Here is a 24,601-nt window from a genome sequence, read left to right as displayed (position 1 = left end):
ACCGCGCCGGAGCCCCTTCTCCGGTACCGGAGAAGAGAATGTACGTAGGGGCGCTCGAGGTCGACGTGCTGCTCGGTGACGTGCGGTCGCTGAAGCAGAAACGGTCGGTGGTGCGGCCACTGATCGCCGAGCTGCGCAAGCGGTTCGAGGTGGCCGTGGCCGAGGCCGGACATCTGGAGTTGCATCGGCGCGCGCTGATCGGAGTGGCGGTGGTGGCCGCCGACGGCGCGCACGTCCGTGACGTGCTCGACGAGTGCGAGCGGTTCGTCGCGGGAAGGCCCGAACTGGAGTTGCTGTCCACGCGCCGTAGGCTGCTCGGGCCCGAAGACTGAGCGCGGCCGGCCTGAGAAATCGGCGCCAGGACGGGAAAAGAGTGAGAGAGGGGATGCGCCATGGCCGATCCGGCACGCGCACGCAGGCTGTCGAAGCGGATCTCCCAGATCGTCGCGTCGGCGATCGAACACGAAATCAAGGATCCACGCCTGAACTACGTGACCATCACCGACACGAAGGTCACCGCGGACCTGCATGACGCGACGGTCTATTACACGGTGCTGGGGGAAAAACTGGACTCGGTCCCCGACTTCGCCGGCGCGGCGGCCGCGCTCGAATCGGCGCGCGGGGTCCTGCGCAGCAAGGTCGGGCAGGGCACGGGCGTGCGGTTCACGCCGACTCTGACCTTCGTGGCGGACACCATTCCGGACACCGCGAAGCACATCGAAGATCTCCTTGCCAAGGCAAGGGAAGCGGACGCGGAAGTCGCCCGCCGGGCCACCAGCGCCCGGCACGCGGGCGACCCCGACCCCTACCGCGCTCCGCGCGAAGACGACGAGGACGCCGACTTCGACGAAGAGCCCTAGGCCGGTTGCCAGCGTTCGATGCGGTCGCCCTCGGGGCCGGTGACCGAGCGCGGGACCGGGTCAGGACCGGGGTTTCCGGGCCACGATCAGGTCCCGCAGGATCGCCTGGTCGACCCGGTGGGAGAAGTCGGCGAGGTCGGTGCGGACCTCGAGCCCGGCGTCCTTGAGGATGTCCGCGAGTTCGTCGCGCTTGACCACGTGGGTGTTCCACGACAGGCCGATCGCGCCTCCGGCCCGGAGCGCGCGAGCCCAGATCGGGACCGCGGCGGCAAGCAACTCGCGGGGACTGCGGGACAGGGTTTCGGCCTGATGGCTACCGTGCTGGACGCCGTAGGGCGCGTCGGTGACGATCACGTCGGCCGAGTTCGCGCGCAGCAGCTCCGTGGTGAGCAGTGTGTCGCAGTTGAGATAGGTGATCCGGCGCGTTTCCCCGGCCTTGTAGGCCTCCTTGGTCAGGCCGAACTCGATTTCCAGCCGCTGCCCGAGTTTGACCTTGTTCCGGCGCAGTTGGCCGGACTCCGCCGTGTGCTTGATCCGCTTGCCGCGCAACCAGGTCACGATGAACTTCTGGTAGGACTCGAAGTCCTTGCGGTCGAGTTCGACACCGGTGGCGTCGAAGCCGTACATCATGGCTTGATTGAGCGTGGTTCCCCGGCCGCACAACGGATCCAGTACGTGCTGTCGCCGCCCGAAGCCGTCTATTGTGGACAGAATGGTGACGTTCAGGAGAAGCTTGGTGAACAACTCGTTCGTCTTGCCCTGGTACTTCTGAATCGTCAGCAGGTCCGAGTCGAACTTGTCGAGCGGCCGGATGCGGACCGGCCGCAGGAGGTCCTCGCTCAGCTCGAACAGGGCGTACAGCGACGAGAGATTCGACAGCAGTGCGACGTCCTTTTCGGACAGTCGCTCGGCCGTCGAGAAGGTGACGTAGCCGACGCCGCCGAGCTCCCGCTCGGTCACCTCGCCGGGTTCGGTGCTCAGCGCCGGGCCGAACGCCGCCAACTCGGCGCGCAGCAGCGCGGGGGAGGCGTCGGCATAGACCCGGTTGGCGGCCGGGTAGACGAGGATCGCGTAGTCGAACATCGCCCGACAGCGTAACTTGGTAATTTGCGAGGCATGAGCACGCCTGCCCAGCACGACCTTCCCGCGATCGCCGAGCTTCTGCGCGGGGCGCGTGACGTCACCCTTCTGGCCCACGTCCGTCCCGACCCCGACGCGCTCGGCAGTGCGCTGGCCCTGGGCCGCGCGCTGTCCCGGCGCGGCGCGACCGTGCGGGTGTCGTTCGCGATCCCGGACGAGGTTCCGGAGAGCATGCGCGGACTGGACGACGGGGGCCTGGCGGTGCCGGCGGCCGAGGTTCCGGCGAGCGCGCCGCTGCTGATCTGCCTGGACACGCCGAGTCCGGCCCGGCTCGGCAGCCTGGCCGACCGGGTGGAGGGCACGCGCGCGGCCGGGGGATCGGTGCTCGTCATCGACCACCACGCGTCGAACCAGTTCTACGGGACACATCACCTGGTCGACGTCGAGGCCGAGGCCACCGCGGTGCTGGTGCTGAAGGTGCTCGACGAACTCGGGGTGACGCTCGATGAGCCGATCGCCCGATGCCTCTATGCCGGCCTTGTCACCGATACGGGTGGTTTTCGCCGCGCCACCCCGGCCACGCACGCGATGGCCGCGCGGCTGCTCGAAGCCGGTGTCGATCCCTACCGGCTGGCCCGTGAGATCGTCGACGACCACCCGTTCGCCTGGCTGCCGATGCTGTCGCGAGTGCTCGCGACCGCCCGGCTCGAACCGGAAGCCGCACAAGGGCTGGGGCTAGTGCACGCGATCGTCACCGCGGAGGTCGCGGCCACGGTCCGGATGGAGGAGGTCGAGGGGGTGGTCGACGTGGTGCGTTCGACTCGGGAGGCCGAGGTGACCGCGGTGTTCAAGGAGCAGGGGCCGGGCGAATGGACCGTTTCCCTGAGGGCGGTCGGCAAGATCGACGTGTCGGCGGCGGCGCGGCGGCTGGGTGGCGGTGGGCACCAGCTCGCCTCCGGATGCACGTTGTACGGCACCGCCGAGGAAGCGCTTGCCCAGATCCGGGAAGTGCTGTCCGCCGCGCCGTTGATGTGAGAGCGCTGTTCTTAGGTGAGGTTGCTCGTGGTGGTGAGGTGTGAGGCCCCTGTGGGCGCGTCCTGAACAAACGCTGTGATGCTCCGCAAAATGTGACTGTTGTTTTTGAGATAGTCAGTTACGCTGGGTCCGGTGAGCGTCGATCAGGTTCCCGCGAAACGCGTCTGGGGACTGGCCGTTCCCGCGCTCGGTGTCCTCGCCGCCGAACCCCTCTACGTCCTGGTCGACACGGCCGTGGTGGGGCACCTCGGGGCGCTGCCGCTGGCCGGGCTCGCGCTCGGCGGGGTGGTGTTGTCCCAGGTGTCGACCCAGTTGACCTTCCTCTCCTACGGCACCACATCGCGCACCGCGCGGCTGCACGGAGCCGGACGGCGGGCCGACGCGGTGGGCGAGGGCGTGCAGGCGACCTGGCTGGCGATCGTGGTCGGCGCCGTGCTGCTGGTCGCGGGCCAAGCACTGGCCGGGCCCATCGCGCGGGCGCTCTCCGGCGGCGGTGACGTCGCGGTCGCGGCACTGTCCTGGCTGCGGATCGCCCTGTTCGGGGCGCCGCTGATCCTGATCACGATGGCCGGGAACGGCTGGATGCGCGGAGTGCAGGACGCGATGCGGCCGCTGCGGTTCGTCCTGGCGGGCAACGGGATTTCGGCGGTGCTGTGTCCCGTGCTGGTGTACGGGGCGGGCTGGGGCCTGGAGGGGTCGGCGGTGGCGAACGTGGCGGCGCAGGTGATCTCCGCGGGACTTTTCCTGCGAGCCCTTGTGTCGCAAGGGGTTTCCCTTCGGCCCCGCTTCGCGGTGATGCGCGCGCAACTGAGCCTCGGCCGCGATCTGGTGCTGCGCAGCCTGGGCTTCCAGGCCTGCTTCGTCTCGGCCGCGGCGGTCGCGGCACGGACCTCGACCGCCGCGGTCGGCGCCCACCAGATCGTCCTGCAACTGTGGACCTTCCTGTCGCTGGTGCTCGATTCGGTCGCGATCGCCGCGCAGTCCCTGGTGGGCGCCGCGCTCGGCGCGGGGGACGGCCGGCAGGCACGGGGCATCGCGACCCAGATCACCCGCTACGGCCTGATCTTCGGCTGCGCGCTCTGCCTGGCCTTCGCCGCGGTGTCGGGCGTCCTGCCGCGGGCGTTCACCACCGATCCCGGCGTCCTCGGCCAGATCCCGAACGCCTGGTGGTTCTTCGTCGCCCTGCAACCCATCGCGGGGGTGGTGTTCGCGCTGGACGGCGTGCTCCTCGGCGCCGGGGACGCGGCCTTCCTGCGCACCGCGACCCTGGGCGGCGCGATCCTCGGGTTCCTCCCGCTGATCTGGATCTCGCTCGTGCTCGGCTGGGGGCTGACCGGCATCTGGACCGGGCTGTCGCTGTTCATGGTGCTGCGCCTGGCCGCGGTGGTGGTGCGATGGCGGTCCGGCCAGTGGGCGGTCACCGGCGCCGTCCGGTAATTCCACTGTGGACGGTGTGGCCGAAACCACGAGGATTCCGGGTAAGGATCGCGGCCTCTCCGGCGATGAACTGATCGGGACGGCAACGCCGGCGTCTGGGCCGCGTTCTCCAGATCCGTGGGCGCGGCTTTCGTACACCGTGAAAGTCGTTGGGAGGAAACACTCCGTGCCGCTCCAGCAGGCACCCGTGATCGGCAAGGCCACGCGCCGGTCGTGGCTGATCTGGTCGACCGCAGCCGCCGTCTATCTCCTCGCCGTGTTCCACCGCACCTCGTTCGGGGTCGCGGGACTCGCCGCCGCCGACCGGTTCCACGTCGGCGCGGCCGCGCTCGGCACCTTCACCGTCCTGCAGGTGGGCGTGTACGCCGCCATGCAGATCCCGACCGGGATCCTGGTCGACCGGTACGGGCCGCGGAAGATCCTCACCGCGGCCCTGCTGTTCCTCGGCCTCGGCCAGATCCTGGTGGCGCTCGCGCACTCCTACGCGCTGGGCCTGATCGCCCGAGGGGTGATCGGTTTCGGCGACGCGCTGACGTTCGTGAGCGTCCTGCGGCTGGTCGCCGCGCATTTCCCGGGCCGTCAGTACGCGGTCGTCACCTCGCTCACCACGGTCTTCGGCTTCCTCGGCAACCTCGCCGCGACCGTGCCGCTGACCCTGCTGCTCGGCGGTCCCGGCTGGACCCCCACCTTCCTGGTGGCCGGCCTGGTGACCGCGGTCTACGCGGCCGTCGTCGCGGTCCGGGTCCACGACTCACCGGCCCATTCCCGCACCTCCCGGCCGGAAGCTCCCCGGGTGGACGGACGGACGGTGGCGCGCCAGGTGCTCACCGCGTGGCGGATTCCGGGCACCCGGCTGGGGTTCTGGGTGCACTTCGCCACCATGTTCGCGCCCAACGTGCTGACCCTGGTGTGGGGCATGCCGTTCCTGGTCCAGGCGCAGGGCGTGCCGCCCGCGGTGGCCAGCGCGCTGCTCACCGTGTTCGTCTTCGGCTCGATGTTCGGCGGCCCGCTGGTCGGGACCACCATCTCGGTGCGCCCGGTCTGGCGCATGCCGATGGTCGGCGGTTATCTCGCCGGTGCCGCGCTCGTGTGGACGCTGCTGCTGTCCTACCCGGGCCGGATTCCGCTGGCGGTGCTGATGCCGTGCTTCGCCTTCCTGTCCCTCGGCGGCCCGGCTTCGATGATCGGCTTCGCCCTGGCGCGCGACTACAACCCGCTGGGCCGGGTCGGCACGGCCACCGGCGTGGTCAACGTCGGCGGGTTCGTCGCGACCACGGTCACCGCGCTGGCCATCGGCCTGCTGCTGCAGGCGGGTCGCGGTGACTTCCGGATCGCCTTCCTGGCCGTGGTCGCGACGCTGGCGCTCGGCACCTTCCGCGTGCTGGTCTGGTGGCGGCGCGCCCGTGCCGCGCTCTTCGTGGCCGAGGCCCGTGGCGAAGCCGTCCCGGTCGCCATCCGGCGGCGGCCCTGGGACGTCCCGGAGGCCGTGACCGCGGCGGCAGCCTGATCCGCTCGCACGCGGGGAAAAGCACGGTCCTAGAGTTCAGCCGTGCCCGAAGAGAGACGATCCCGTCCCGCGCCCGGCCCAGGTCTGCTCGTCGTCGACAAGTCCCCGGGCATGACCTCGCACGACGTGGTGGCACGGGTCCGCGGGATCATGGGCACGCGCAAGGTCGGCCATGCCGGCACGCTCGATCCGATGGCGACCGGGGTGCTGGTGCTCGGCGTCGAACGCGCGACGAAGCTGCTCGGGCACCTCGCCCTCGATCGCAAGACCTACCTCGCCACCTTCGCTCTCGGGTCCGCGACGACCACCGACGACGTCGAGGGCGAGCGACTGTCCACAGCGGATCCCTCCGCGCTGGCGGCGGTCACCGACGACGCCATCGCGGCCGGAATCGCCGCGCTGACCGGGGAAATCGAGCAGGTGCCCAGCGCGGTCAGCGCGGTCAAGGTCGCCGGAAAGCGCGCGTACGCCCGCGTCCGCTCGGGCGAGGAGGTCGACCTCAAGGCACGCCCGGTCACGGTCCACCGTTTCGACCTGCTGGCCATCCGGCGCGAAGGCGACCACCTCGAACTCGACGCGGTCGTGGAGTGCTCGTCCGGCACCTACGTCCGCGCGCTGGCCCGCGATCTCGGCCGCGCGCTCGGCGTCGGGGGGCACCTGGCCGCGCTGCGCCGGACCACCGTGGGGCCGTTCACCCTCGCCGCGGCGCGCACTCTCGAACAGCTCGAAGCGGACCCCACGCTCTCCCACGACCTCGACAGCGCGGTTGCCGCCGCCTTCCCGCGCTACGACGTGGACGCGCGCGCGGCCAAGTCCGTCCAATATGGACAGCAGATCCGCGCGTCCGGGATCGAAGGCACCTACGGGGTGTTCGCGCCCGACGGCCGCGCGGTCGCGCTCGCCGTGGACGCGGGTGGCGTGTCCCGCTCGATCGTCGTCCTCGCCCCGGCCTGATTCTGACTGAAAAAGCGACGCGAAGCGTTTCGGTTGAGGGCGGTCGTGGGCGGCGGGCGGGCTGAAAGGTAACGCGAAGTGTTTCGGTTAGGGTGAGAGCGTGCAGAGGTGGCGTGGTCTCGAAGAACTCCCCAGCGGCTGGGGCCGATGCGTGGTCACGATCGGTGTGTTCGACGGCGTGCACCGGGGGCACCAGGCCCTCATCGGCCGCACCGTCGAACTCGCCAAGCAGCGCAACCTGCCGAGCGTGGTGCTCACCTTCGACCCGCACCCGTCGGAGGTCCTGCGGCCGGGCAGCCATCCCGCCCAGCTGACCACCTTGCGGCGCAAGGCGGAGCTGGTCGAGGAACTCGGGGTCGACGTGTTCGCCGTGCTGCCGTTCACGCTCGAACTGTCCCGGCTCACCGCGGACGAGTTCGTGCACGAGGTGCTCGTCGACCGGCTGCACGTGGCCGCCGTGGTGGTGGGGGAGAACTTCACCTTCGGTCACAAGGCCGCCGGGAACGTGCGCCTGCTGACCGAACTGGGCCGCCGCTTCGGCTTCGCCACCTACGGTGCCGAACTCCAGGGCGACGCCGTGCCCAACGGTGAGCCGGTCGAGATCACCTTCTCGTCCACCTATGTCCGGTCGTGCATCGACGCCGGAGACGTCACCGCCGCGGCCGCCGCGCTGGGCAGGCCACACCGGCTGGAAGGCATCGTGGTCCGCGGCGACGGCCGGGGCCGCGATCTCGGTTATCCCACCGCCAACCTGTCCACTCCGCGTTTCGCCGCCGTCCCGGCCGACGGGGTCTACGCGGCCTGGTTCGTCCGCGCCGCCGATCCCGGTAAGAAACTGGCCTCGGCCGTGTCGGTCGGCTCGAATCCCACCTTCTCGGGCAGGGAGCGCACGGTCGAGGCGTTCGTGCTGGACGTGGAGGAGGACTTCTACGGCCAGCACGTGGCGTTGGACTTCGTCAGCAGGCTCCGTGACCAGATCCGGTTCACCTCAGTGCCCGATCTCGTCGCCCAGATCGACGACGACGTGGCCCGCACCCGCGCCATCCTCCGCTAGAGACCCACTCGAGTGGTTCGAGTGCATTTGCTAACGGCTGGGCGAAACCGCCCCGGGCGAGCTGTCCTGCCTGGCAAGATGCAGAAAGCTACTGGGGTGAGGCGGATCCTCACCGCGAACTAGGGGAGCGGGCATAAGGTGGAGGACCACAAAATCGTCCAGCGCAACATAGCCCTGCAGCGTGAGTGGTACGGCGAGCCGCTCGGCGACCGGGTCCGGCGGCTGGTGGTCGCGTTCAACGTGTCGCAGGCCTTCCTCGCCGAGGTTCTGGGCATCAGCGCGCCCATGCTCAGCCAGGTGATGAGCGGACGCCGCGCCAAGATCGGCAACCCGGTCGTGCTGGCCAGGATGATCATGCTCGAGCGCAAGTGCCTGATCCCCGAGGTGGCGGCCGGGCGCAAGGAGGCGCTGACCGCCGCGCTGGAGGACGTCCGGGACTCCCGCCCCACCGTCGGGCGCGACAGCATTCCGGTCGGGGCCGTCGCCGACGACCAGCACGTACTGGTCGCGTTGCGGGAAGTCGCCGAGGACGAGGACCTCACCGAGGCCGCCAAACGTCTCGACCAGGACTTTCCGGCGCTGGCGGACCTGCTTCGCCGGGCCGGCTTTCCGGAGTGACCGTCCCCGGCCGAGACACCTCGTGGGGGCGCGCAAACGGACGAAACGCTGTGTCCGGCTGCTTCCTCGCGGTATGAATGACACCGTGAGCATGCTGTTGTTCTCCGCCCTGTTCCCCCCGGCCGCGATCGTGGAATCGTTACGGGCCGAGCTGTCCGGCGTGTCCGGGCCCGGGTCGCCGGACGGCGTCCGGTGGGCCGATCCCGCGACCTGGCATGTCACGCTCGGTTTCTACGCCGGCGACGACGATCCGTCCACGCGGGCGAAGTGGCTGCGGGACCAGCTCGCCGGACGGCCCGCACCCACGCTCCGGCTGGAGGGCGCCGGGTCGTTCGCCCACGTGCTCTACCTCGGCGTGTACGGCGAGGGGCTGACCGAGCTGGCGATGGCGGCCGGTGCCGGGGCCGACCGTCCTTACCTGCCGCACCTGACCGTCGCCCGTACGCGGAACGAGGTCCCGCCCGAACTGCCGCGTCGGCTCTCGGGTTATGCCAGTGACTCGTGGACGGCCGAGGAGGTCGTGCTCGTGCGCAGTGACCGGACCGCCGGTGAGGATTCCGGACCGTCGAAGTATTCGGTGGTCGAGCGGTTCGCCCTGCCCTCCGGCCGGGGTGGACCGGGCGGCGACTGATATCCTGGCTCATTGGGTCCGGCTGCGGTCCGTGGCGGCCGGTACCGTCTTACCAACACGGCACGTGACAAGAGGAGAAACACAGCGTGGCGCTGTCCACCGAAGAGAAGAAGTCGATCCTGACCGAGTACGGCCTGCACGACTCGGACACCGGCTCCCCCGAGGCGCAGGTGGCCCTGCTGACCAAGCGGATCATCGGGCTCACCGAGCACCTCAAGATGCACAAGCACGACCACCACTCTCGCCGTGGCCTGCTGCTGCTGGTCGGCCGTCGCCGCCGGCTGCTGGACTACGTGAAGAAGGTCGACATCGAACGATACCGGTCGCTCATCCAGCGACTCGGCCTTCGCCGATGACACGCGGAGAGGGGGAGTGACCGCCCGGTCGCTCCCCCTCTCCCACATCGGGAGGAACGGATCCGGCGCCAGGGTGGTGCGCCCCGTTCGCCCCTGGTAACACAGCAAGAAAGAGGACAGGGCCGCGCACACGCGGGGAGAAGGGATGCCGGTCCTCGGTAGTGGCTCCCGGGAGAGGTCCCGAGGGCTTCGATCGATGACCGGTTTCGCTCCTTGTGGGGTGTGCGCGCGCCCGTACGAACGAGGAGAAGTTACGACAATGACTGAAACAAGCGGCATCGCCGTGCACGAAACCGAAGCCGTCATCGACAACGGCAAGTTCGGTACCCGCACGGTCCGCTTCGAGACCGGCAGGCTGGCCCGTCAGGCCGCCGGGGCCGTAGTGGCCTACCTGGACGAGGAGACCATGCTCCTGTCCGCGACGACCGCCTCCAAGCACCCGAAGGAGCACTTCGACTTCTTCCCGCTGACGGTGGACGTCGAGGAGCGGATGTACGCCGCGGGCCGTATCCCGGGCGCGTTCTTCCGCCGCGAGGGCCGTCCCTCCACCGACGCGATCCTGACCTGCCGCCTGATCGACCGGCCGCTGCGCCCGTCGTTCGCCGACGGCCTCCGCAATGAGATCCAGATCGTGGTCACGGTGCAGAGCCTGCACCCCGAGGACCCGTACGACGTGCTCGCGATCAACGCGGCGTCGGCCTCGACCCAGATCAGCGGGCTGCCCTTCTCGGGCCCGGTCGGCGGCGTGCGCGTGGCACTGATCGAGGGCCAGTGGGTCGCCTTCCCGACCTGGTCGCAGCTGGAGACGGCGACCTTCAACATGGTCGTCGCGGGCCGTGTGGTGGGTGACGACGTCGCGATCATGATGGTCGAGGCGGAGGGCACCGAGCACACCCTCGACCTGATCGCCGGCGGTGCCAAGGCCCCCGACGAGCAGACCGTGGCCGAGGGGCTGGACGCCGCCAAGCCGTTCATCCGCTCGCTGTGCGAGGCGCAGCAGCGGCTGGCCGAAGTGGCCGCCAAGCCCACCTCCGAGTTCCCGGTGTACCCGGCCTACCAGCCCGACGCCTACGAGGCCGTCGCCGCCATCGCGACCGACGACCTGTCGCGCGCGCTGACCATCGGCCCCAAGCAGGAGCGCGAAGCCGCGATCGACGAGGTCAAGGCGAGCCTGCTGGAGAAGGTCGGGCTCGGCGAGGGCGAGGCCTTCGCCGACCGCGACAAGGAGATCGGCGCGGCGTTCCGCGGGCTGACCAAGAAGCTGATCCGCCAGCGGATCCTGCGGGACAAGGTGCGCATCGACGGCCGTGGCCTGACCGACATCCGGAGCCTGGCGGCCGAGGTCGCGGTCGTGCCGCGGGCCCACGGCTCGGCGCTGTTCGAGCGCGGCGAGACCCAGATCCTCGGCGTCACCACGCTGAACATGCTCCGCATGGAGCAGCAGATCGACTCGCTGTCCCCGGAGACCACCAAGCGCTACCTGCACCACTACAACTTCCCGCCGTTCTCCACCGGGGAGACCGGGCGCGTCGGCTCGCCGAAGCGCCGGGAGATAGGGCACGGGATGCTCGCCGAGCGCGCGCTGGTGCCGGTGCTGCCCAAGCGGGACGAGTTCCCCTACGCGATCCGTCAGGTGTCGGAGGCGCTGGGTTCCAACGGCTCGACATCGATGGGGTCGGTCTGCGCGTCCACCATGGCGCTGCTGAACGCCGGTGTGCCGTTGAAGGCGCCGGTGGCCGGCATCGCGATGGGCCTGGTCTCCGACGAGGTGGACGGGAAGACCGAGTACGTGGCGCTGACCGACATCCTCGGTGCCGAGGACGCCTTCGGCGACATGGACTTCAAGGTCGCGGGCACCAAGGACATCATCACCGCGCTGCAGCTGGACACCAAGCTCGACGGCATTCCCAGTGAAGTTCTGGGTGCTGCCCTCAAGCAGGCGAAGGACGCCCGGCTGACCATCCTCGAGGTGCTGGCCGAGGCCATCGACAGCCCCGACGAGATGAGCCCGTACGCCCCGCGCGTGACCAGCGTGAAGATCCCGGTCGACAAGATCGGCGAGGTCATCGGCCCGAAGGGCAAGATGATCAACTCGATCACCGAGGAGACCGGCGCCGACATCTCCATCGAGGACGACGGCACGATCTACGTGGGCGCGGCCGACGGCCCGTCGGCGGAGGCGGCGATCGACAAGATCAACGCCATCGCCAACCCGCAGTTGCCGAAGGTGGGCGAGCGTTTCCTCGGCACCGTGGTGAAGACGGCCGCGTTCGGCGCGTTCGTCTCGCTGCTGCCGGGCAAGGACGGCCTGGTGCACATCTCCAAGCTGGGCAACGGCAAGCGCATCGGGAAGGTCGAGGACGTGGTCAACGTCGGCGACAAGCTTCGTGTCGAGATCGCCGACATCGACAACCGTGGCAAGATCAGCCTGACCGTGGTCAAGGACGAGGACGAGAAGGCGGAAACGCCGGCCGAGTGACCAAGGCCGGTTCTGTGGGGGGCACGGTCCCCCACAGAACCGCTGGGGGCAAGCCCCCGGACCCCGCGGGTGAGGGGGCGGGCCGTCAGAGCGGAATTGCGACTCATAAGGGACCCATGCGGCGACAGACACCGGGCTACGAGCAGCCGATCGGCAGCACCAGAACGCTCGACGAGGGCGTCAAGCGCACCGTTCTTCCCGGTGGCTTGCGGGTGATCACCGAGCACGTGCCCGGTGTCCGCTCGGCGACCGTGGGACTGTGGGTCGGTGTCGGCTCGCGGGACGAGCCGATCAGCGTGGCCGGTGCCGCGCACTACCTGGAACACCTGCTGTTCAAGGGAACCACGAACCGCGGCGCCACCCAGATCGCGGAGGAGATCGACGCGGTCGGCGGCGAGTTCAACGCGTTCACCGCCAAGGAGCACACCTGCTACTACGCGCAGGTGCTCGACGAGGACCTGCCGCTGGCCATGGACCTGGTCACCGACGTGGTGTTCGAGGCGCTCTGCGCGGACTCCGACGTGGAGACCGAACGCAGTGTGGTGCTCGAAGAGATCGCGATGCGCGACGACGATCCCGAGGACCTGCTGCACGAGACGTTCGCCGAGAACGTCCTCAGTGGACACTCGCTGGCCAGGCCGGTGCTGGGCACCGAGGCGTCCATCACCGGTATGTCCGCGACGGCGCTGCGCGGTTTCTACCGCCGTCGCTACCGGCTCCCGCGCATGGTGCTGGCGGTGGCCGGGAACATCGACCACGGACGCGTGATTCGCCTGGCGCGCAAGGCATTGCGTGCCCGTCTGTCCGGTTCGGACACTCCGCTGCCGCCGCGCCGCGGCACCGCGCGGATCAGGACCGAGCGGCGTCTGGTGCTGCATACCGACGACACCGAGCAGGCGCATGTGATGGTCGGGCTGCGCACGCCTTCGCGTCACGACGAACGCCGTTACGCCCTCAGTGTGCTCAACGCCGCGCTCGGTGGCGGGATGAGTTCGCGCCTGTTCCAGGAGATCCGGGAGAAGCGCGGGCTGGCCTACCAGGTGTACTCGTCGGTCGCGAACTACGCGGACACGGGCTATCTGTCCGTGTACGCGGGATGCCAGCCCGATCGCCTGGGCGAGGTCGCGGGTGTGCTGCGCGATGTGCTCGGCCAGGTCGGCAAGGAAGGCTTCACCGACGCGGAAGTCGCCCGGGCGAAGGGCCAGTTGCGGGGCGGGCTGGTGCTCGGCCTGGAGGACACCGCGTCCCGGATGTCGCGGATCGGCAAGCAGGAACTCAACTACGGCCTGTACGAAGGCGTCGACCAGACGGTGGCGCGCATCGACGCGGTGACCGCGGACGAGGTCTACGACCTGGCGCGCGGGTTGTTCCGGTCCGCGGGCGTTTCGGTGGGCGCCGTGGTCGGCCCGTACGCTCACAACGACGACCTCCCGGACGATCTGCACGAGGTGATCGCGTGATTCGCGTTGGTGTGCTGGGTGCGCGTGGCCGCATGGGCGCCACCGTGGTGAAGGCCGTGGAAGCCGCCCCGGACATGAAGGTCGTCGCCGAGGTCGACGACGGCGACGCGCTCGATGCCCTGTCCGAGGCCGAGGTGGTCGTCGACTTCACTCATCCCGCCGCGGTGATGGACAACCTGGCCTACGCCGTGGAGCACGGCATCCACGCCGTGGTCGGCACCACCGGCTTCACCGAGGAGCGCTTGGCGTCGGTGCGCGGGTGGCTGGCCGAGCGGCCCGGCACGGGCGTGCTGATCGCGCCGAACTTCGCGCTCGGCGCCGTGCTGGCGATGCGGTTCGCCCAGCAGGCCGCCCGGTTCTACTCGTCGGTCGAGATCATCGAGTTGCACCACAACCGCAAGGCCGACGCCCCCTCCGGTACCGCGGCGCACACCGCGCGGCTGGTCGCCGAGGCACGCCGTGAGGCGGGGCTGGAGCCCGGTGCGGACGCCACGACGACCGAGCTGGACGGCGCCCGCGGCGCCACCGTCGACGACGTGCGCGTGCACTCCGTCCGGTTGCCCGGCCTGGTCGCGCACGAGGAGATCCTGTTCGGGCAGGAGGGCGAGACCCTCACCATCCGGCACGACTCGATGGACCGGTCGTCGTTCATGCCCGGGGTCCTGCTCGGCGTGCGGGAGGTCCTCCGCCGTCCGGGCCTGACCGTCGGCCTGGAGAACGTGCTCGACCTGTGAAGGCGCGTACCACTGCCCTGCTGCTCACCGCCGCGCTCGCGGTCTATCTGGTGCTTCTGGCCGAGCGCGGGGTCGCGTTGCTGCGAAGCGGTACCCCGGCCGGCGTGGCGCTCGGGGCCGGTGTGCTGCTCCTGCCGGTGGTCGGCGTCTGGACGGTGGCCGCGACCTGGCGGTCGGGTCTGCGGATCCAGCGGCTCACGCGCCGGCTCGAAGCCGAGGACGGGCTGCCCGACGTGTCGGACCTGCCGCGGATGCCGTCCGGGCGGGTCGATCGCCAGGCCGCGGACGCCTGGTTCGACGAGCGGCGCGCCGAGGTGGAACGGCATCCGGACGACTGGCGGACCTGGTACCGCCTCGCCTACGCCTACGACATCGCCGGTGACCGCCGCCGCGCCCGCGCCACCATGCGCAAAGCCGTCGAACTGGAAGAGCGGCGGAACGCCGCTTGACACAGGCGCTAGTGCATCCAGCCCGCGAAGAGCGCCGGTGAGGCGGCGAGAACGCTGTAGCGCGCGAAACGCCCGGCCAGGCCCGCGCCGATGAACAGCGACATCCGCATCCGCGCGAATCCGGCGAGCACCGTCATCGCCATGTAGGGCGGCAGGCCGACCAGCGCGCTCACCGTGTACGTCACCGCCATCCACCCCGGATGCCGGTGGCATCGTTCGCGGAGCCCGTCCAGCTTGGCGCGCAGTCCCTTCGTGCGTGCCCGCCATGCTTCCCGTCGCGGCGTTACCGATCCGACCGAAAGAAGGCGGATACGATCCGCATCCGACTCGCCGGTAGCGAACCGTTTCCGCCGTGGCTGCCGTCGGATCGGTGACGAACGGCGCAGCATCGGGCGTTCACGGTGCGCCTGGTTGTGGAGGAACGAGGGCAGCCGGATCGAGCCCCGCGCGGCGAGGTAATAGAGCAGTTTCCCGGCCACCTGGCCGATCGCCACCGCGGCACCGATCATCGCCCAGTGCACGCGGGGGTTTTCGGTCACCAGGCCGAGCACGAAGACCTCGACGCTGATGAGCGGCAGCAAGGCCGATCCGAGCGCGACGCCGACGGTCACGCAGAACCAGCCGAACATGCCGGTGCCCTCCAGAGTGGTTTCCTGCGACGCTAACAGTCACCGCGGGAGTGCACAGTGGAGCTGTCCCTACCATGCGCGGTCGTGCCGCGACACTTTCCGGACACCTGGCGCTGACATCCTGCCCGCGTGCGAATAGACGTCCGGCGTGCCCCAGAGTTGTTTTCGTCCTTCTGCGCCGCCGTCGTGCGCCACCTGCCCTTCGGCCTGGACACGGTGGTTGCGCCCAGTCTGGTGGGTTTCGCGCTGATCAACGGGTTCACCTTCGGCGTCGATCTGACCCTGCTCACGGTCGCACGCAGCGTGTTCGGACTTCCACTCCCGGTGAGTGTCACCGTCGCGTACGTCTGTGCTTTCGCTCTCAGTTTCGTCCTCAACCGGAGTATGAACTTCCGGTCGCACGCGCCGATGGGCAGGCAGGCCGTGCTCTACGCGATCGCGATCGGCGTCAACTACGTGGTTTTCATTCTCGGTGTGGGCGCCGGACTGGCCGTGACGGGGGTCGAATACCATCTTGCGCGGATTCTCGCGGGTGCCTGCGAGGGCGTGTTCCTGTACTGCGTGATGCGCTGGATCGTGTTTTCCCGCGCACGCCTACAGGGACCCCGCCCGGAGCGGGTGAGTCGTGGGCGGCCAAGATAAAGGCTGCCGCGTGGTGTTTGTGTGATGCGTCCTCGTGGCCGGGACCTGGGAGTGGCGATTTGGGATCTGTCATCTCGACGATGAGGCAGGGCAGCACGGCCGAACGGCTGCGGCTGGTTTTCGAGCTGGCGCTGGCCGTCGTGTTCTTCTGCGCGATGGCCTACTACGCGCACGGTATCGTGAAATGGCCGACCGACGTCGATGTCTACCGGCTCGGTGCGGACACCTTCCTGCACGGCCACTCGATCTACACCCAGCTCCCGGTTTCCCCGGTGGGTGGCGCGCTGCCCTACACCTATCCGCCGTTCTCCGCGGTCGTGTTCACCCCGCTGGCGATCTTTCCGCCGAGCATCGGTTACCCGCTGCTGACCGGCGTCACCTGCCTCGGGCTGATCCCGATCGTGCTGGCCTACCGCAAGACCTCGCCGGAACTGCGCGGCATGCTGGCCAAGCCGTGGATGGTGCTGGCGGCGTGCTGCGTGCTGGTGGTCGCCCACCCGGTGGCGAACACCATCTTCTGGGGCCAGATCAACGTTCTGCTGATGATGCTGGTCGCGGTGGACGTGCTGTGGCCGAACCCGAAGTGGCCGCGCGGCGCGCTGATCGGCATCGCGGCGGCGATCAAGCTCACCCCCGCCGGTTTCGTGCTGATCTTCCTCCTGCGCAAGGACTTCCGCGCGGTGGTCGTCAGCTTCCTGAGTTTCCTGCTGATGACCGCGATCGCGTTCGTGCTGATGCCCGGTGACTCGTGGCTGTACTGGACCGACCGGATCTTCCACGCCTCCGGGATGAACATCGGGCCGATCCACGCGAACGAAGCGGTCGTGTCCAGCTACGTCAAGCTGGGCCTGAGCGGTTCCACGCTGGCGGTGGTCGGTGGCCTTTCGGTGCTGGCCGTGGCGGGCATGACCGTGCTCGGCACCCAGCGTGCGCTCGCCGACCGCAACCTGCCGCTGGCGCTGGGCGTCAACGCGACCGGTGACCTGCTGCTGTCCCCGATTTCGTGGTCGCACCACTGGATCCTCGCGCTGCCGACGGCCGCGCTGATCCTGGTGATGGGCTACCAGAAGCACGATTTCTGGCTGTTGTTCGGTGGCTGGGCCGGGTGCCTGATCCTCTGGCTGGCCCCGCACTACCAGGTGCCGCTGGAATATCAGATCTGGAGTTTCCCGCAGAAGGTCGCGGGCAGCAGTTACCAGATCATCGCGGTGGTCTTCCTGATCGTGATGACGGTCCGGTGGTTCCGTGGGCGGCGGCGCTCAGCCGACGAGCACGACTTCGAGCTCACCGGTGATGCGGAGCTCGCGCAGCCTGCGTTCGCCGGTGTCAAGGGTTCGAACGGTGCCGTCCGGTCGCCAGCCCGCACGCCGGAAGAAGCTCAGTGACGCCGGATCGGACTCGGCGACCCAGGTGATGCCCCGCTCGGCGCCGCGCTGACGGAGTTCGTCCGCGGCGGCGGCGAGCAGGCGGCTTCCGTGCCCGCGACGGCCCCAGCGCGGCTCGACCAGAATGGTCGCGATGAGGCCGGTGCGCCCGGCGTCGGCGGGCAGCTCCCCCGACGCGCTGGCGACGTCCTCGGCTGGCGCGAGCCCCGCGACGCAGAAGCCGACGACGAACCGGCCCTCGGTGGCAAGCTGGACCGTGGTGTCCGGATGCTCGATCGCGCTCGCCCAGCGTTCTTCCGGCTCGGCGGAGTCGAGCTGGGCCAGGACCGCCTCGCCCAGCAGATCGGCGTACGCGGCGCGCCAGGTGACGCGCTGGATGCGGGCGATCTCGGTGGCGTCCCCGGCGACGGCGGCGCGGACTTCGGCGGTGCTCACGTGTCGAACATAGACAACTCTCCCGAACCCGACCGCCGCGGGCAGCGTGTTGGAGGCAGGCGCGGCAGACGTGTGCCGCGTGAGTGGCGGGCGCGTTGAGGCACGCGCCGGGAACGAGGAGTGGTCCCATGGCGGCGCTGAACCGGCGCGTGATGCTCAAGACCGGTGTCGCGGCGGCCGGCGCGGCCGCGATCGCCGCGCTGCCGCCCAACCTGCGGAAGATGCTGGCCGCCTCACCAGCGGCCGGGGAGTTGTCCGACATCCGGCACATCGTCGTGCTCATGCAGGAAAACCGCTCGTTCGACCACTATTTCGGCACGCTGCCCGGTGTCCGCGGATTCGACGACCCCGACGCGATCACGCTGTCCACCGGCAGATCGGTGTTCCATCAGCCCGATCCCGGGAATCCGGCCGGTTATCTGCTTCCGTTCCACCTCGACACCCGCACCAGCAGCGCGCAGGCGATTCCCTCCACCAGCCACGCGTTTTCGGTGCAACACGCGGCGTGGAACAACGGCAAGATGGACAACTGGCTCCCGGCGCACCGCAAGGCCGACGGCAACGCGTACGGCCCCTACACGATGGGCTACTACACGCGGGACGACATTCCGTTCCACTTCGCGCTCGCCGAGGCGTTCGCCGTCTGCGACGCCTACCACTCGTCGGTGCTCGGCCCCACCTGGCCCAACCGCCTCTATCTGATGAGCGGCACCATCGACCCGGCGGGCGCGAACGGTGGGCCGGTCATCAGCAACGCGATGACCGCACCGTTCAGCTGGACGACCTACCCGGAGCGGCTCACCGACGCCGGCGTCTCGTGGCACGTCTACCAGGAGGAAGACGACTTCGGCTGCAACGTGCTGGAGTTCTTCGACAACTTCCAGAATTCCGATTCCCGTTCGCCGCTGTACCGGCACGGCATGACGATCGGCCCGGCGGACCAGTTCGACCGGGACGCGCGTGAAGACCGCTTGCCGACCGTCTCGTGGGTCATCCCCACCGCCTCCCAGTGCGAGCACCCGGACTACCTCCCGGCCGCGGGCGAAGACTTCGTGGCCCGGAAACTCGACGCCATCGCGGCCAATCCGGATGTCTGGCGCAAGACGGTCGTCATCGTCACCTACGACGAGAACGACGGGCTGTTCGACCACGTGCCTCCGCCCACCCCGCCGCCGGGAACCGAGGACGAGTTCGTCGGCGGCCTGCCGATCGGCGCGGGATTCCGGGTGCCCTGCGTCATCGTCTCGCCGTGGACGCAGGGCGGATGGGTGGCGCGTGAAAGGTTCGACCACACCTCGATCCTGCGGTTCATGGAGCTGTGCACCGGGGTACGGGAGCCGAACATCAGTGCCTGGCGGCGGGAAACCTTCGGCGACCTGACCTCGGTGCTGGGGCAGTCGGCCGGCCGGCCGTTCCCGGACCTGCCGAAAACGAAGGACCATTTCCGGCGGGCCGAACGTGACGTGGAAACCCTGCCGCACCTGCCCCTTCCCGGGGCGGACCAGGTTCCGCCACACCAGGAGCCGAGCGGTCGTCCGCCGGTACCCGCCGCTCCACGAGCCACGTCGATCCCGGTGGCGCGCCCGCGTACTCCGGGCCGTGTGCTCGAAACGCTGACCACGCACCGCGCGGACTTTCCGCGCGGCGTGGCGGGCGCGGGTTTCCCCGGCATTCCCGTGGCCGCCTTCGCGGCGGCGGGCGCGGCCAAGAGCACCGCGTCGCACGCCTACGTCACGATGCTCAATTCCTACTCGGTCGGCGTCATCGACACCGGGACGTACAAACTGGTCAAGGCCATCCACTCGGGGGCCAACCCCTACGGCATCGTGGCGGCGCCCGACGGCTCGAAGATCTTCGTCACCAGCTCCGGCGGCGATTCCGTCTCCGTGGTCGATCCGTCGGCCGACAAGCTCATCGGGACGCTCAAAGTGGGGCAGGGACCACACGGGATCGCGCTGTCGCCAGACGGCCGGACCGCGTATGTGGCGGCCAGTGACGCGGACATCGTCTCGGTCCTCGAAGTGGCGGCGGGCAAGGCGGTCGGCTCGGTGGCCGGTGAGATCAGGACAGGCTCCGCCCCGCGCGCGGTCGCGGTCTCCTCGGGCGGTGCCAAGCTGTTCGTGGCCGGTGAAACCGGTCTGTCTATTGTGGACACAGCGAGCCGGATGGTGCGGACCACGCTACCCTCGCTCGCCCGCGCGAACGGACTCACGGTCGCACCGGACGGCAGGCACCTGTACCTGACGCTGCCGTGGGAAGACGCCATCGCCGTGCTCGACACCGTGTCGGACAAGGTGGTGGGGCGCATCGCTTGCGGCCGCGCGCCGTGGCAGGTCGCCGTCCGCCCCGACGGCGCCTTCGCCTACGCCGCCAACGCAAACGAAAACACGGTCTCGGTGATCGACACCGGCAGGATGGCGGTGGTCGACACGGTGCCGGTCGGTCACGTTCCGACCGGGATCCGCGTCACCGCGGACACCCTCTGGGTGGCGACGAACGCTTCGTCGACCGTGCAGGCGGTCACCCTGGGCGATCTCCGGGTGGCCGCGACGATCCCGCTCGGCCTGTCCTCCCAGCCCGCCTCCATCGCGGTGGTGTGAGGAACCGTCGGCCGGGCGCGTTCAAAAGGCACTGAGTTTTTGTCGGTGGGGGGTGGCAGCATGTGCGGCGATGGAGACGATGAGTGTGGCGGTGGCGCGGCGCGTCGCGCTGGCCGCCCAGGGTTTTGCCGACGCCCGGCCCGAGGCGGCCACCCGGCGGCACCTCAAGCGGGTGCTGTCCCGGGTGCGGTTGATCCAGCTGGATTCGGTGAACGTGGTGGCACGAGCGCATTACGCGCCGCTGTTCTCTCGTTTGGGCAGCTACGACCGGTCCCTGATCGACGAGGCGGCCTGGTCGCACAGCGCCCGCCGGCCCCGCATGCTGGTCGAGTACTGGGCACACGAGGCCAGCCTGGTGCCCGTCGAGGACTGGCCGCTCCTGCATTCGGGCGCGAAGCGGCCCGGCTGGTGGCGCAACTACGCGCCGATCGTCGAGCGCTCCCCTTCGCTGCCCGAGGACATCCTGGCCGTGGTCAAGGAGTTCGGCCCGATCGGCGCCGGCGGGATCGAGCGCGAGGTGGCGGGGGAGTCGAAGCGGGTCAAGGGCCCGTGGTGGGACCGGTCGGAGGTCAAGAAGGTCTGTGAGTGGCTGTTCGGTACGGGCCGGCTGACCACCGGCACGCGCCGCGGTTTCGAACGGCTCTACGACCTGCCGGAGCGGGTGCTGCCGCCGGAACAACTGGCCCGCCGGGTCGACCCGGAGGAGGGCGCCCGGGAGCTGATCTCCCGCGCCGCGAGCGCGCTGGGCGTGGCCACGGAGACCGACCTGCGCGACTACTACCGCCTCGGTCCCGAGGTCACCCGGCAGGCGGTGGACGAACTGGTCGAGGCCGGGGTCCTCCTGCCGGTGCGGGTGGACACCTGGCGCTCCACGGCCTACCGGCACGCCGGCGCGCGAGCCCCCCGCCGGATCACCGGCCGCGCGCTGCTGTGCCCGTTCGATCCGCTCATCTGGGAGCGAGCTCGCACGGAGCGGCTGTTCGACTTCCGGTATCGCATCGAGATCTACGTGCCGGAGCCCAAGCGGGTGCACGGCTACTACGTGTTCCCGTTCCTGCTGGACGGCGAACTGGTCGCCCGGGTGGACCTCAAGGCCGACCGCGCGGCGGGCCTGCTCCGGGTCCAGGGCGCCTTCGCCGAACCCGGTGTGGACCTGCCCCGGGTCGCGGTGGAACTCGCCGGAGAACTCCGCCTGATGGCCGCCTGGCTCGATCTGGACGGGGTCGCCGTCGGCACCCGGGGCGATCTCGCCCCGGCCCTGCGTGCCGTGACGAAGTGAGGTGAGGGGCGTTCACTCCGGATGACCGGGTGAACGCCCCTCACCACCCCCTTCTGGAAGTGGCTCTACTGGGCCGCCTTGGTGACGACGGCGGCGCCGGAGCCGGTACGAGCGCGGACCTGGAGCGGGATTTCGCCCTCCGGTGCTTCCATCGCGACGTCCAGCTCGCTGGACACCTTGCCCGCGCTCGAACTGAGATCGATCTCGGCGGCCACCCCTGGGCGCACCCCGACCCGGATCTCACCGGAGCCGGTGATCAGGTCCAGCTTGCCGCTCGCCGCTTCGGCCACCGAGAGGTCTCCGCTGCCACTGCGTACCAGGATTTCCCCGGAGGTGGCGCCGAGCCAGATGTCCCCGGTGCCGGTGGCCAGGGTGACCGAACCGCTCAGCGAAGACACCTCGACGTCCCCGCTGCCGGTGCGCAGTTCCAGGCCCGACAGGGCCGGCCCGAGCCGGATCGGGCCGGAGGCGGTGCGCACGGTGGCGGCGCCGTCGACCCGGTCGAGTTCGACTTCGCCCGATCCGGTCACGATGTCCGCGCGCCCGGCGGCGCCGGTGACCACCACGTCGGCGGAGCCCGTGCGCACCTCGACATTGCTCCCCGCGGGCGCGTGCACCTTGACCGCGAGCGGGATGTGGCGCAGTGGCAGGGCCTTCGGCGCGCGGACGACCAGACGCTTCCCGGTCAGCTCGACCCTGGCCTGCTCGACGGCGTCCGCCGGGCTGCCCCTCAAGTCGGTGCCCAGTCCTTCGCCGAACCGCTCGCTGACCCAGTTGAGCACGCCGGTCACGCCGTCGGCCCACGACGGTTGGCCGGACGGATCGTGCCGGACTTCGACGAGCGCTTCCTCCCCGGCGTCCAGCTTGATCTCGACCCGCCCGACCGCGACGCTGATGTCGAGTTCCAGCGCGCCCTCGACCGGAAAGGTCTGCGTGCGCACCAGTGCTTCCTCGTTCATGATCACCCCTTGACCCAGCCGTGGAGATGCGAGTCGGTCTTCTTGCCCTGCCGCGGTTTCTCCTTCTCCCCGTGGCCCGGTACCCCGCCGCGGAGCGCGCCCTGCACCGCCTGGGAAATGAACGTGTTCAGCGAGACGCCCTGCGCCGCGGCCGCCTGTTCGGCCTGGCCCTTGATCTGCTCGACCATGCGCAGGGTCATCCGCGCGATGTCGCCTCCGTCGGTGGGCGGTGGTGGGGGAGGAGGTGGTGGGGACTGTGGTCGCTCCACGGGCTCGTCCTCCCGCGCCGCCCCGGTGACCACCACCCGCACGTCCCGCCGGTCGAGTCGCACTTCGACCACCTGTCCCGGCAGTTGCGCGGTGACTTCGGCGGCGAGATCGGACAGCGCGTTCATCAGCGCCAGCCGGACCGACGGTTCCAGTGCGGCGGCCAGCAGGGCCGCCGCGCGCCGGGTGTGCTCGTCGCCCGCGGAAGCCGTGGTGGTCAGGTCTTCGCGCAGGCTGGTGATGTACGGCATGAGATCCATGACACCACTATGACGTCACTCATGACGTCAGTCAAGCCGTCGCGATGGTGCGTCGAGCTGTCTCCGCGCGCCGGGGGTGGCCCGACTCACCGCGGGCGGCGAACGGAACTCCGGCCCGTCCGCACTAGGCTGTGTTTTTGAGGCGCGCGATCGGATTTGCGGAGACGGGCCGTGGCTCTCGCCGTCGGCGTCCGTTTGCAGGGCAGGCGGCCCGCCTCCGAAAATCCGAAGCCTTCGGCACCCGCGCGCAGGTGGTCGCCTCACGCGGGAACACCGCCTTCTGAGGCTCGCACTAGGCTGTGCTCTGTCGAAGCAGGGGAAGGAGAGCGCGAGCATGGCAGAAACGGTGACGCCCAGGGTGCAGTTGATCGCCAAGACCGAGTTCTTTCCACCCGAGGACGTGCCGTGGTCCACCGACGCCGACGGCGGTGAGGCGCTGGCGGAGTTCGCCGGACGCGCTTGCTACCAGTCCTGGTCGAAGCCCAACCCGAAGACGGCCACCAACGCCGGTTACGTCGACCACATCATCGAGGTGGGGCATCTTTCGGTGCTGGAGCACGGTTCCGCCACCTTCTACATCACCGGGATCTCGCGTTCCCTGACCCACGAGCTGATCCGGCACCGGCACTTCTCCTACTCGCAGCTGTCGCAGCGGTACGTGCCGGAGCGCAACGCCGCCTTCGTCGAGCCGGACGTGATCGCCGGCGATCCGGTCCTGCACGAGAAGTTCCTCGCCGCCACGCAGGCGAGCGTCGACGCCTACACCGAACTCCTCGCCGGGCTGGAGGAGAAGTTCGCCGATGCCCCGAGCGCGACACTGCGCCGGAAGCAGGCCCGGCAGGCGGCGCGCTCGGTACTGCCGAACGCGACCGAGACCCGCATCGTGGTCACCGGCAACTACCGCGCCTGGCGGCATTTCCTGGCCATGCGTGCCACCGAGCACGCCGACGTGGAGATCCGCGCGCTCGCCGTGGAATGCCTGCGGCAGTTGCAGAAGGTGGCCGCCAACGTGTTCGCGGACTTCACCATCTCCACCCTCCCGGACGGTACCGAGGTGGCCTCCAGCCCGAAGGTCTCCGAGGGGTGAAGCGCCTCGCGATCGACGTCCAGCCCGGCGTCTACGCCGTCGCGAAGCTCGATCCCGGTGCGCCCGTCCCGCCCGGGCTGTTTTCCCCCGGCGCCGGCGGATTCGTCTCGGTCACGCGGACAACGGAGGAGCTGTCCGTCATCTGCCCCGAGTCGGAAGCACCCGCCGGCGCGGCGGTCGAAGCGGGCTGGCGGCTTCTCACCGTCCGGGGCCCGCTCGCGTTCACGCTCACCGGCATCATGGCCGCCCTCGCCAACGAACTCGCCGCGGCCGGTATCGCCCTGTTCGCGCTGTCCACTTTCGACACCGACCACGTGCTGGTGAAGGCGGCCGACCTGCCGCGCGCGGCCGCCACGCTGCGGGCGGCCGGGCATGAGGTCAGCCTTCCCGCCTGAGCCGACGGG

24 protein-coding genes and 1 pseudogene are annotated in these 24,601 nt (G+C 69.8%); 20 read left to right on the top strand and 5 right to left on the bottom strand.

Going from position 1 to position 24,601, the window contains the following annotated elements; translation table 11 throughout:
- The first annotated feature begins 38 nt into the window (after positions 1–38).
- The gene (locus tag ACFSXZ_RS40450; RefSeq protein WP_378271779.1) at positions 39–332 is read left to right on the top strand and encodes a DUF503 domain-containing protein; all 294 of its coding nucleotides are present in this window, start codon (positions 39–41) and stop codon (positions 330–332) included.
- Positions 333–392: 60 nt separating this feature from the next.
- Positions 393–860: a 30S ribosome-binding factor RbfA gene (gene rbfA / locus ACFSXZ_RS40445; RefSeq protein ID WP_378271778.1), complete on the top strand. Its 468-nt coding sequence runs from the start codon at positions 393–395 to the stop codon at positions 858–860.
- Between the two features lie 60 nt (positions 861–920).
- Here rbfA and ACFSXZ_RS40440 read toward each other — a convergent pair whose 3' ends face one another.
- Positions 921–1,943 carry a TRM11 family SAM-dependent methyltransferase gene (locus ACFSXZ_RS40440; protein ID WP_378271776.1) on the bottom strand — a complete coding sequence of 341 codons (1,023 nt, stop codon included), beginning with the start codon at positions 1,941–1,943 and terminating at the stop codon, positions 921–923.
- Positions 1,944–1,976: 33 nt separating this feature from the next.
- On the opposite strand from ACFSXZ_RS40440, the gene ACFSXZ_RS40435 reads away from it, so the two are divergent.
- From ACFSXZ_RS40435 to ACFSXZ_RS40380, 12 genes are all read left to right on the top strand, one after another.
- On the top strand, positions 1,977–2,975 hold the full coding sequence (locus ACFSXZ_RS40435) for a DHH family phosphoesterase (RefSeq protein ID WP_378271775.1): 999 nt from the start codon (positions 1,977–1,979) through the stop codon (positions 2,973–2,975).
- A 132-nt stretch (positions 2,976–3,107) separates the two neighbouring features.
- Positions 3,108–4,412 (top strand): MATE family efflux transporter, encoded by a 1,305-nt coding sequence (locus ACFSXZ_RS40430; RefSeq protein WP_378271773.1) that lies wholly within the window; start codon positions 3,108–3,110, stop codon positions 4,410–4,412.
- Positions 4,413–4,599: 187 nt separating this feature from the next.
- On the top strand, positions 4,600–5,919 hold the full coding sequence (locus ACFSXZ_RS40425; protein WP_378271862.1) for an MFS transporter: 1,320 nt from the start codon (positions 4,600–4,602) through the stop codon (positions 5,917–5,919).
- 42 nt (positions 5,920–5,961) lie between these two features.
- Positions 5,962–6,873, top strand: coding sequence for a tRNA pseudouridine(55) synthase TruB (gene truB / locus ACFSXZ_RS40420; RefSeq protein ID WP_378271771.1), 912 nt, complete (start codon positions 5,962–5,964; stop codon positions 6,871–6,873).
- A gap of 100 nt (positions 6,874–6,973) precedes the next feature.
- Positions 6,974–7,927: a bifunctional riboflavin kinase/FAD synthetase gene (locus ACFSXZ_RS40415; protein WP_378271769.1), complete on the top strand. Its 954-nt coding sequence runs from the start codon at positions 6,974–6,976 to the stop codon at positions 7,925–7,927.
- Positions 7,928–8,065: 138 nt separating this feature from the next.
- Complete coding sequence (locus ACFSXZ_RS40410) at positions 8,066–8,545, top strand: XRE family transcriptional regulator (protein ID WP_378271767.1); 480 nt, start codon at positions 8,066–8,068, stop codon at positions 8,543–8,545.
- Positions 8,546–8,618: 73 nt separating this feature from the next.
- A complete protein-coding gene (locus ACFSXZ_RS40405) occupies positions 8,619–9,176 on the top strand; it encodes a 2'-5' RNA ligase family protein (RefSeq protein WP_378271766.1) in 558 nt (185 codons plus the stop codon).
- An 86-nt stretch (positions 9,177–9,262) separates the two neighbouring features.
- Positions 9,263–9,532, top strand: coding sequence for a 30S ribosomal protein S15 (gene rpsO, locus ACFSXZ_RS40400; protein ID WP_378271764.1), 270 nt, complete (start codon positions 9,263–9,265; stop codon positions 9,530–9,532).
- Between the two features lie 259 nt (positions 9,533–9,791).
- On the top strand, positions 9,792–12,011 hold the full coding sequence (locus ACFSXZ_RS40395) for a polyribonucleotide nucleotidyltransferase (protein ID WP_378271761.1): 2,220 nt from the start codon (positions 9,792–9,794) through the stop codon (positions 12,009–12,011).
- 116 nt (positions 12,012–12,127) lie between these two features.
- Positions 12,128–13,471 (top strand): M16 family metallopeptidase, encoded by a 1,344-nt coding sequence (locus tag ACFSXZ_RS40390; RefSeq protein WP_378271760.1) that lies wholly within the window; start codon positions 12,128–12,130, stop codon positions 13,469–13,471.
- Positions 13,468–14,205, top strand: a complete 738-nt coding sequence (gene dapB / locus ACFSXZ_RS40385) for a 4-hydroxy-tetrahydrodipicolinate reductase (RefSeq protein ID WP_378271759.1) — start codon at positions 13,468–13,470, stop codon at positions 14,203–14,205. The genes ACFSXZ_RS40390 and dapB overlap by 4 nt, the downstream gene beginning before the upstream one ends.
- On the top strand, positions 14,202–14,654 hold the full coding sequence (locus tag ACFSXZ_RS40380) for a tetratricopeptide repeat protein (protein WP_378271757.1): 453 nt from the start codon (positions 14,202–14,204) through the stop codon (positions 14,652–14,654). Before dapB ends, ACFSXZ_RS40380 begins: the two co-directional genes overlap by 4 nt.
- An 8-nt stretch (positions 14,655–14,662) precedes the next feature.
- Here ACFSXZ_RS40380 and ACFSXZ_RS40375 read toward each other — a convergent pair whose 3' ends face one another.
- Positions 14,663–15,283, bottom strand: coding sequence for a hypothetical protein (locus ACFSXZ_RS40375; RefSeq protein WP_378271755.1), 621 nt, complete (start codon positions 15,281–15,283; stop codon positions 14,663–14,665).
- Between the two features lie 129 nt (positions 15,284–15,412).
- On the opposite strand from ACFSXZ_RS40375, the gene ACFSXZ_RS40370 reads away from it, so the two are divergent.
- The gene (locus ACFSXZ_RS40370) at positions 15,413–15,925 is read left to right on the top strand and encodes a GtrA family protein (protein ID WP_378271754.1); all 513 of its coding nucleotides are present in this window, start codon (positions 15,413–15,415) and stop codon (positions 15,923–15,925) included.
- 80 nt (positions 15,926–16,005) lie between these two features.
- Positions 16,006–16,863, top strand: a pseudogene (locus ACFSXZ_RS40365) (glycosyltransferase family 87 protein); the annotation flags it as partial.
- Between the two features lie 321 nt (positions 16,864–17,184).
- On the opposite strand, the gene ACFSXZ_RS40360 reads toward ACFSXZ_RS40365, so the two are convergent.
- On the bottom strand, positions 17,185–17,745 hold the full coding sequence (locus tag ACFSXZ_RS40360) for a GNAT family N-acetyltransferase (RefSeq protein WP_378271752.1): 561 nt from the start codon (positions 17,743–17,745) through the stop codon (positions 17,185–17,187).
- 128 nt (positions 17,746–17,873) lie between these two features.
- Here ACFSXZ_RS40360 and ACFSXZ_RS40355 point away from each other — a divergent pair, with 128 nt between their 5' ends.
- Both ACFSXZ_RS40355 and ACFSXZ_RS40350 read left to right on the top strand, forming a co-directional pair.
- Complete coding sequence (locus ACFSXZ_RS40355; protein WP_378271751.1) at positions 17,874–20,345, top strand: alkaline phosphatase family protein; 2,472 nt, start codon at positions 17,874–17,876, stop codon at positions 20,343–20,345.
- Positions 20,346–20,415: 70 nt separating this feature from the next.
- Complete coding sequence (locus ACFSXZ_RS40350) at positions 20,416–21,624, top strand: winged helix-turn-helix domain-containing protein (protein ID WP_378271749.1); 1,209 nt, start codon at positions 20,416–20,418, stop codon at positions 21,622–21,624.
- 65 nt (positions 21,625–21,689) lie between these two features.
- On the opposite strand, the gene ACFSXZ_RS40345 is transcribed toward ACFSXZ_RS40350, so the two are convergent.
- The gene (locus tag ACFSXZ_RS40345; protein ID WP_378271747.1) at positions 21,690–22,583 is read right to left on the bottom strand and encodes a DUF4097 family beta strand repeat-containing protein; all 894 of its coding nucleotides are present in this window, start codon (positions 22,581–22,583) and stop codon (positions 21,690–21,692) included.
- Between the two features lie 2 nt (positions 22,584–22,585).
- Entirely contained in the window at positions 22,586–23,110 is a 525-nt protein-coding gene (locus ACFSXZ_RS40340) for a toxin-antitoxin system HicB family antitoxin (RefSeq protein WP_378271745.1), read from the bottom strand.
- A 334-nt stretch (positions 23,111–23,444) separates the two neighbouring features.
- On the opposite strand from ACFSXZ_RS40340, the gene thyX reads away from it, so the two are divergent.
- Positions 23,445–24,197 carry an FAD-dependent thymidylate synthase gene (gene thyX, locus ACFSXZ_RS40335; RefSeq protein WP_378271743.1) on the top strand — a complete coding sequence of 251 codons (753 nt, stop codon included), beginning with the start codon at positions 23,445–23,447 and terminating at the stop codon, positions 24,195–24,197.
- Positions 24,194–24,592 carry an ACT domain-containing protein gene (locus ACFSXZ_RS40330; RefSeq protein WP_378271742.1) on the top strand — a complete coding sequence of 133 codons (399 nt, stop codon included), beginning with the start codon at positions 24,194–24,196 and terminating at the stop codon, positions 24,590–24,592. Before thyX ends, ACFSXZ_RS40330 begins: the two co-directional genes overlap by 4 nt.
- Positions 24,593–24,601: the final 9 nt, after the last annotated feature.

The organism is Amycolatopsis pigmentata (assembly GCF_042684065.1).
Taxonomy (GTDB): domain Bacteria; phylum Actinomycetota; class Actinomycetes; order Mycobacteriales; family Pseudonocardiaceae; genus Amycolatopsis_E; species Amycolatopsis_E pigmentata.
This window is presented reverse-complemented; position numbering and strand designations above follow the sequence as displayed.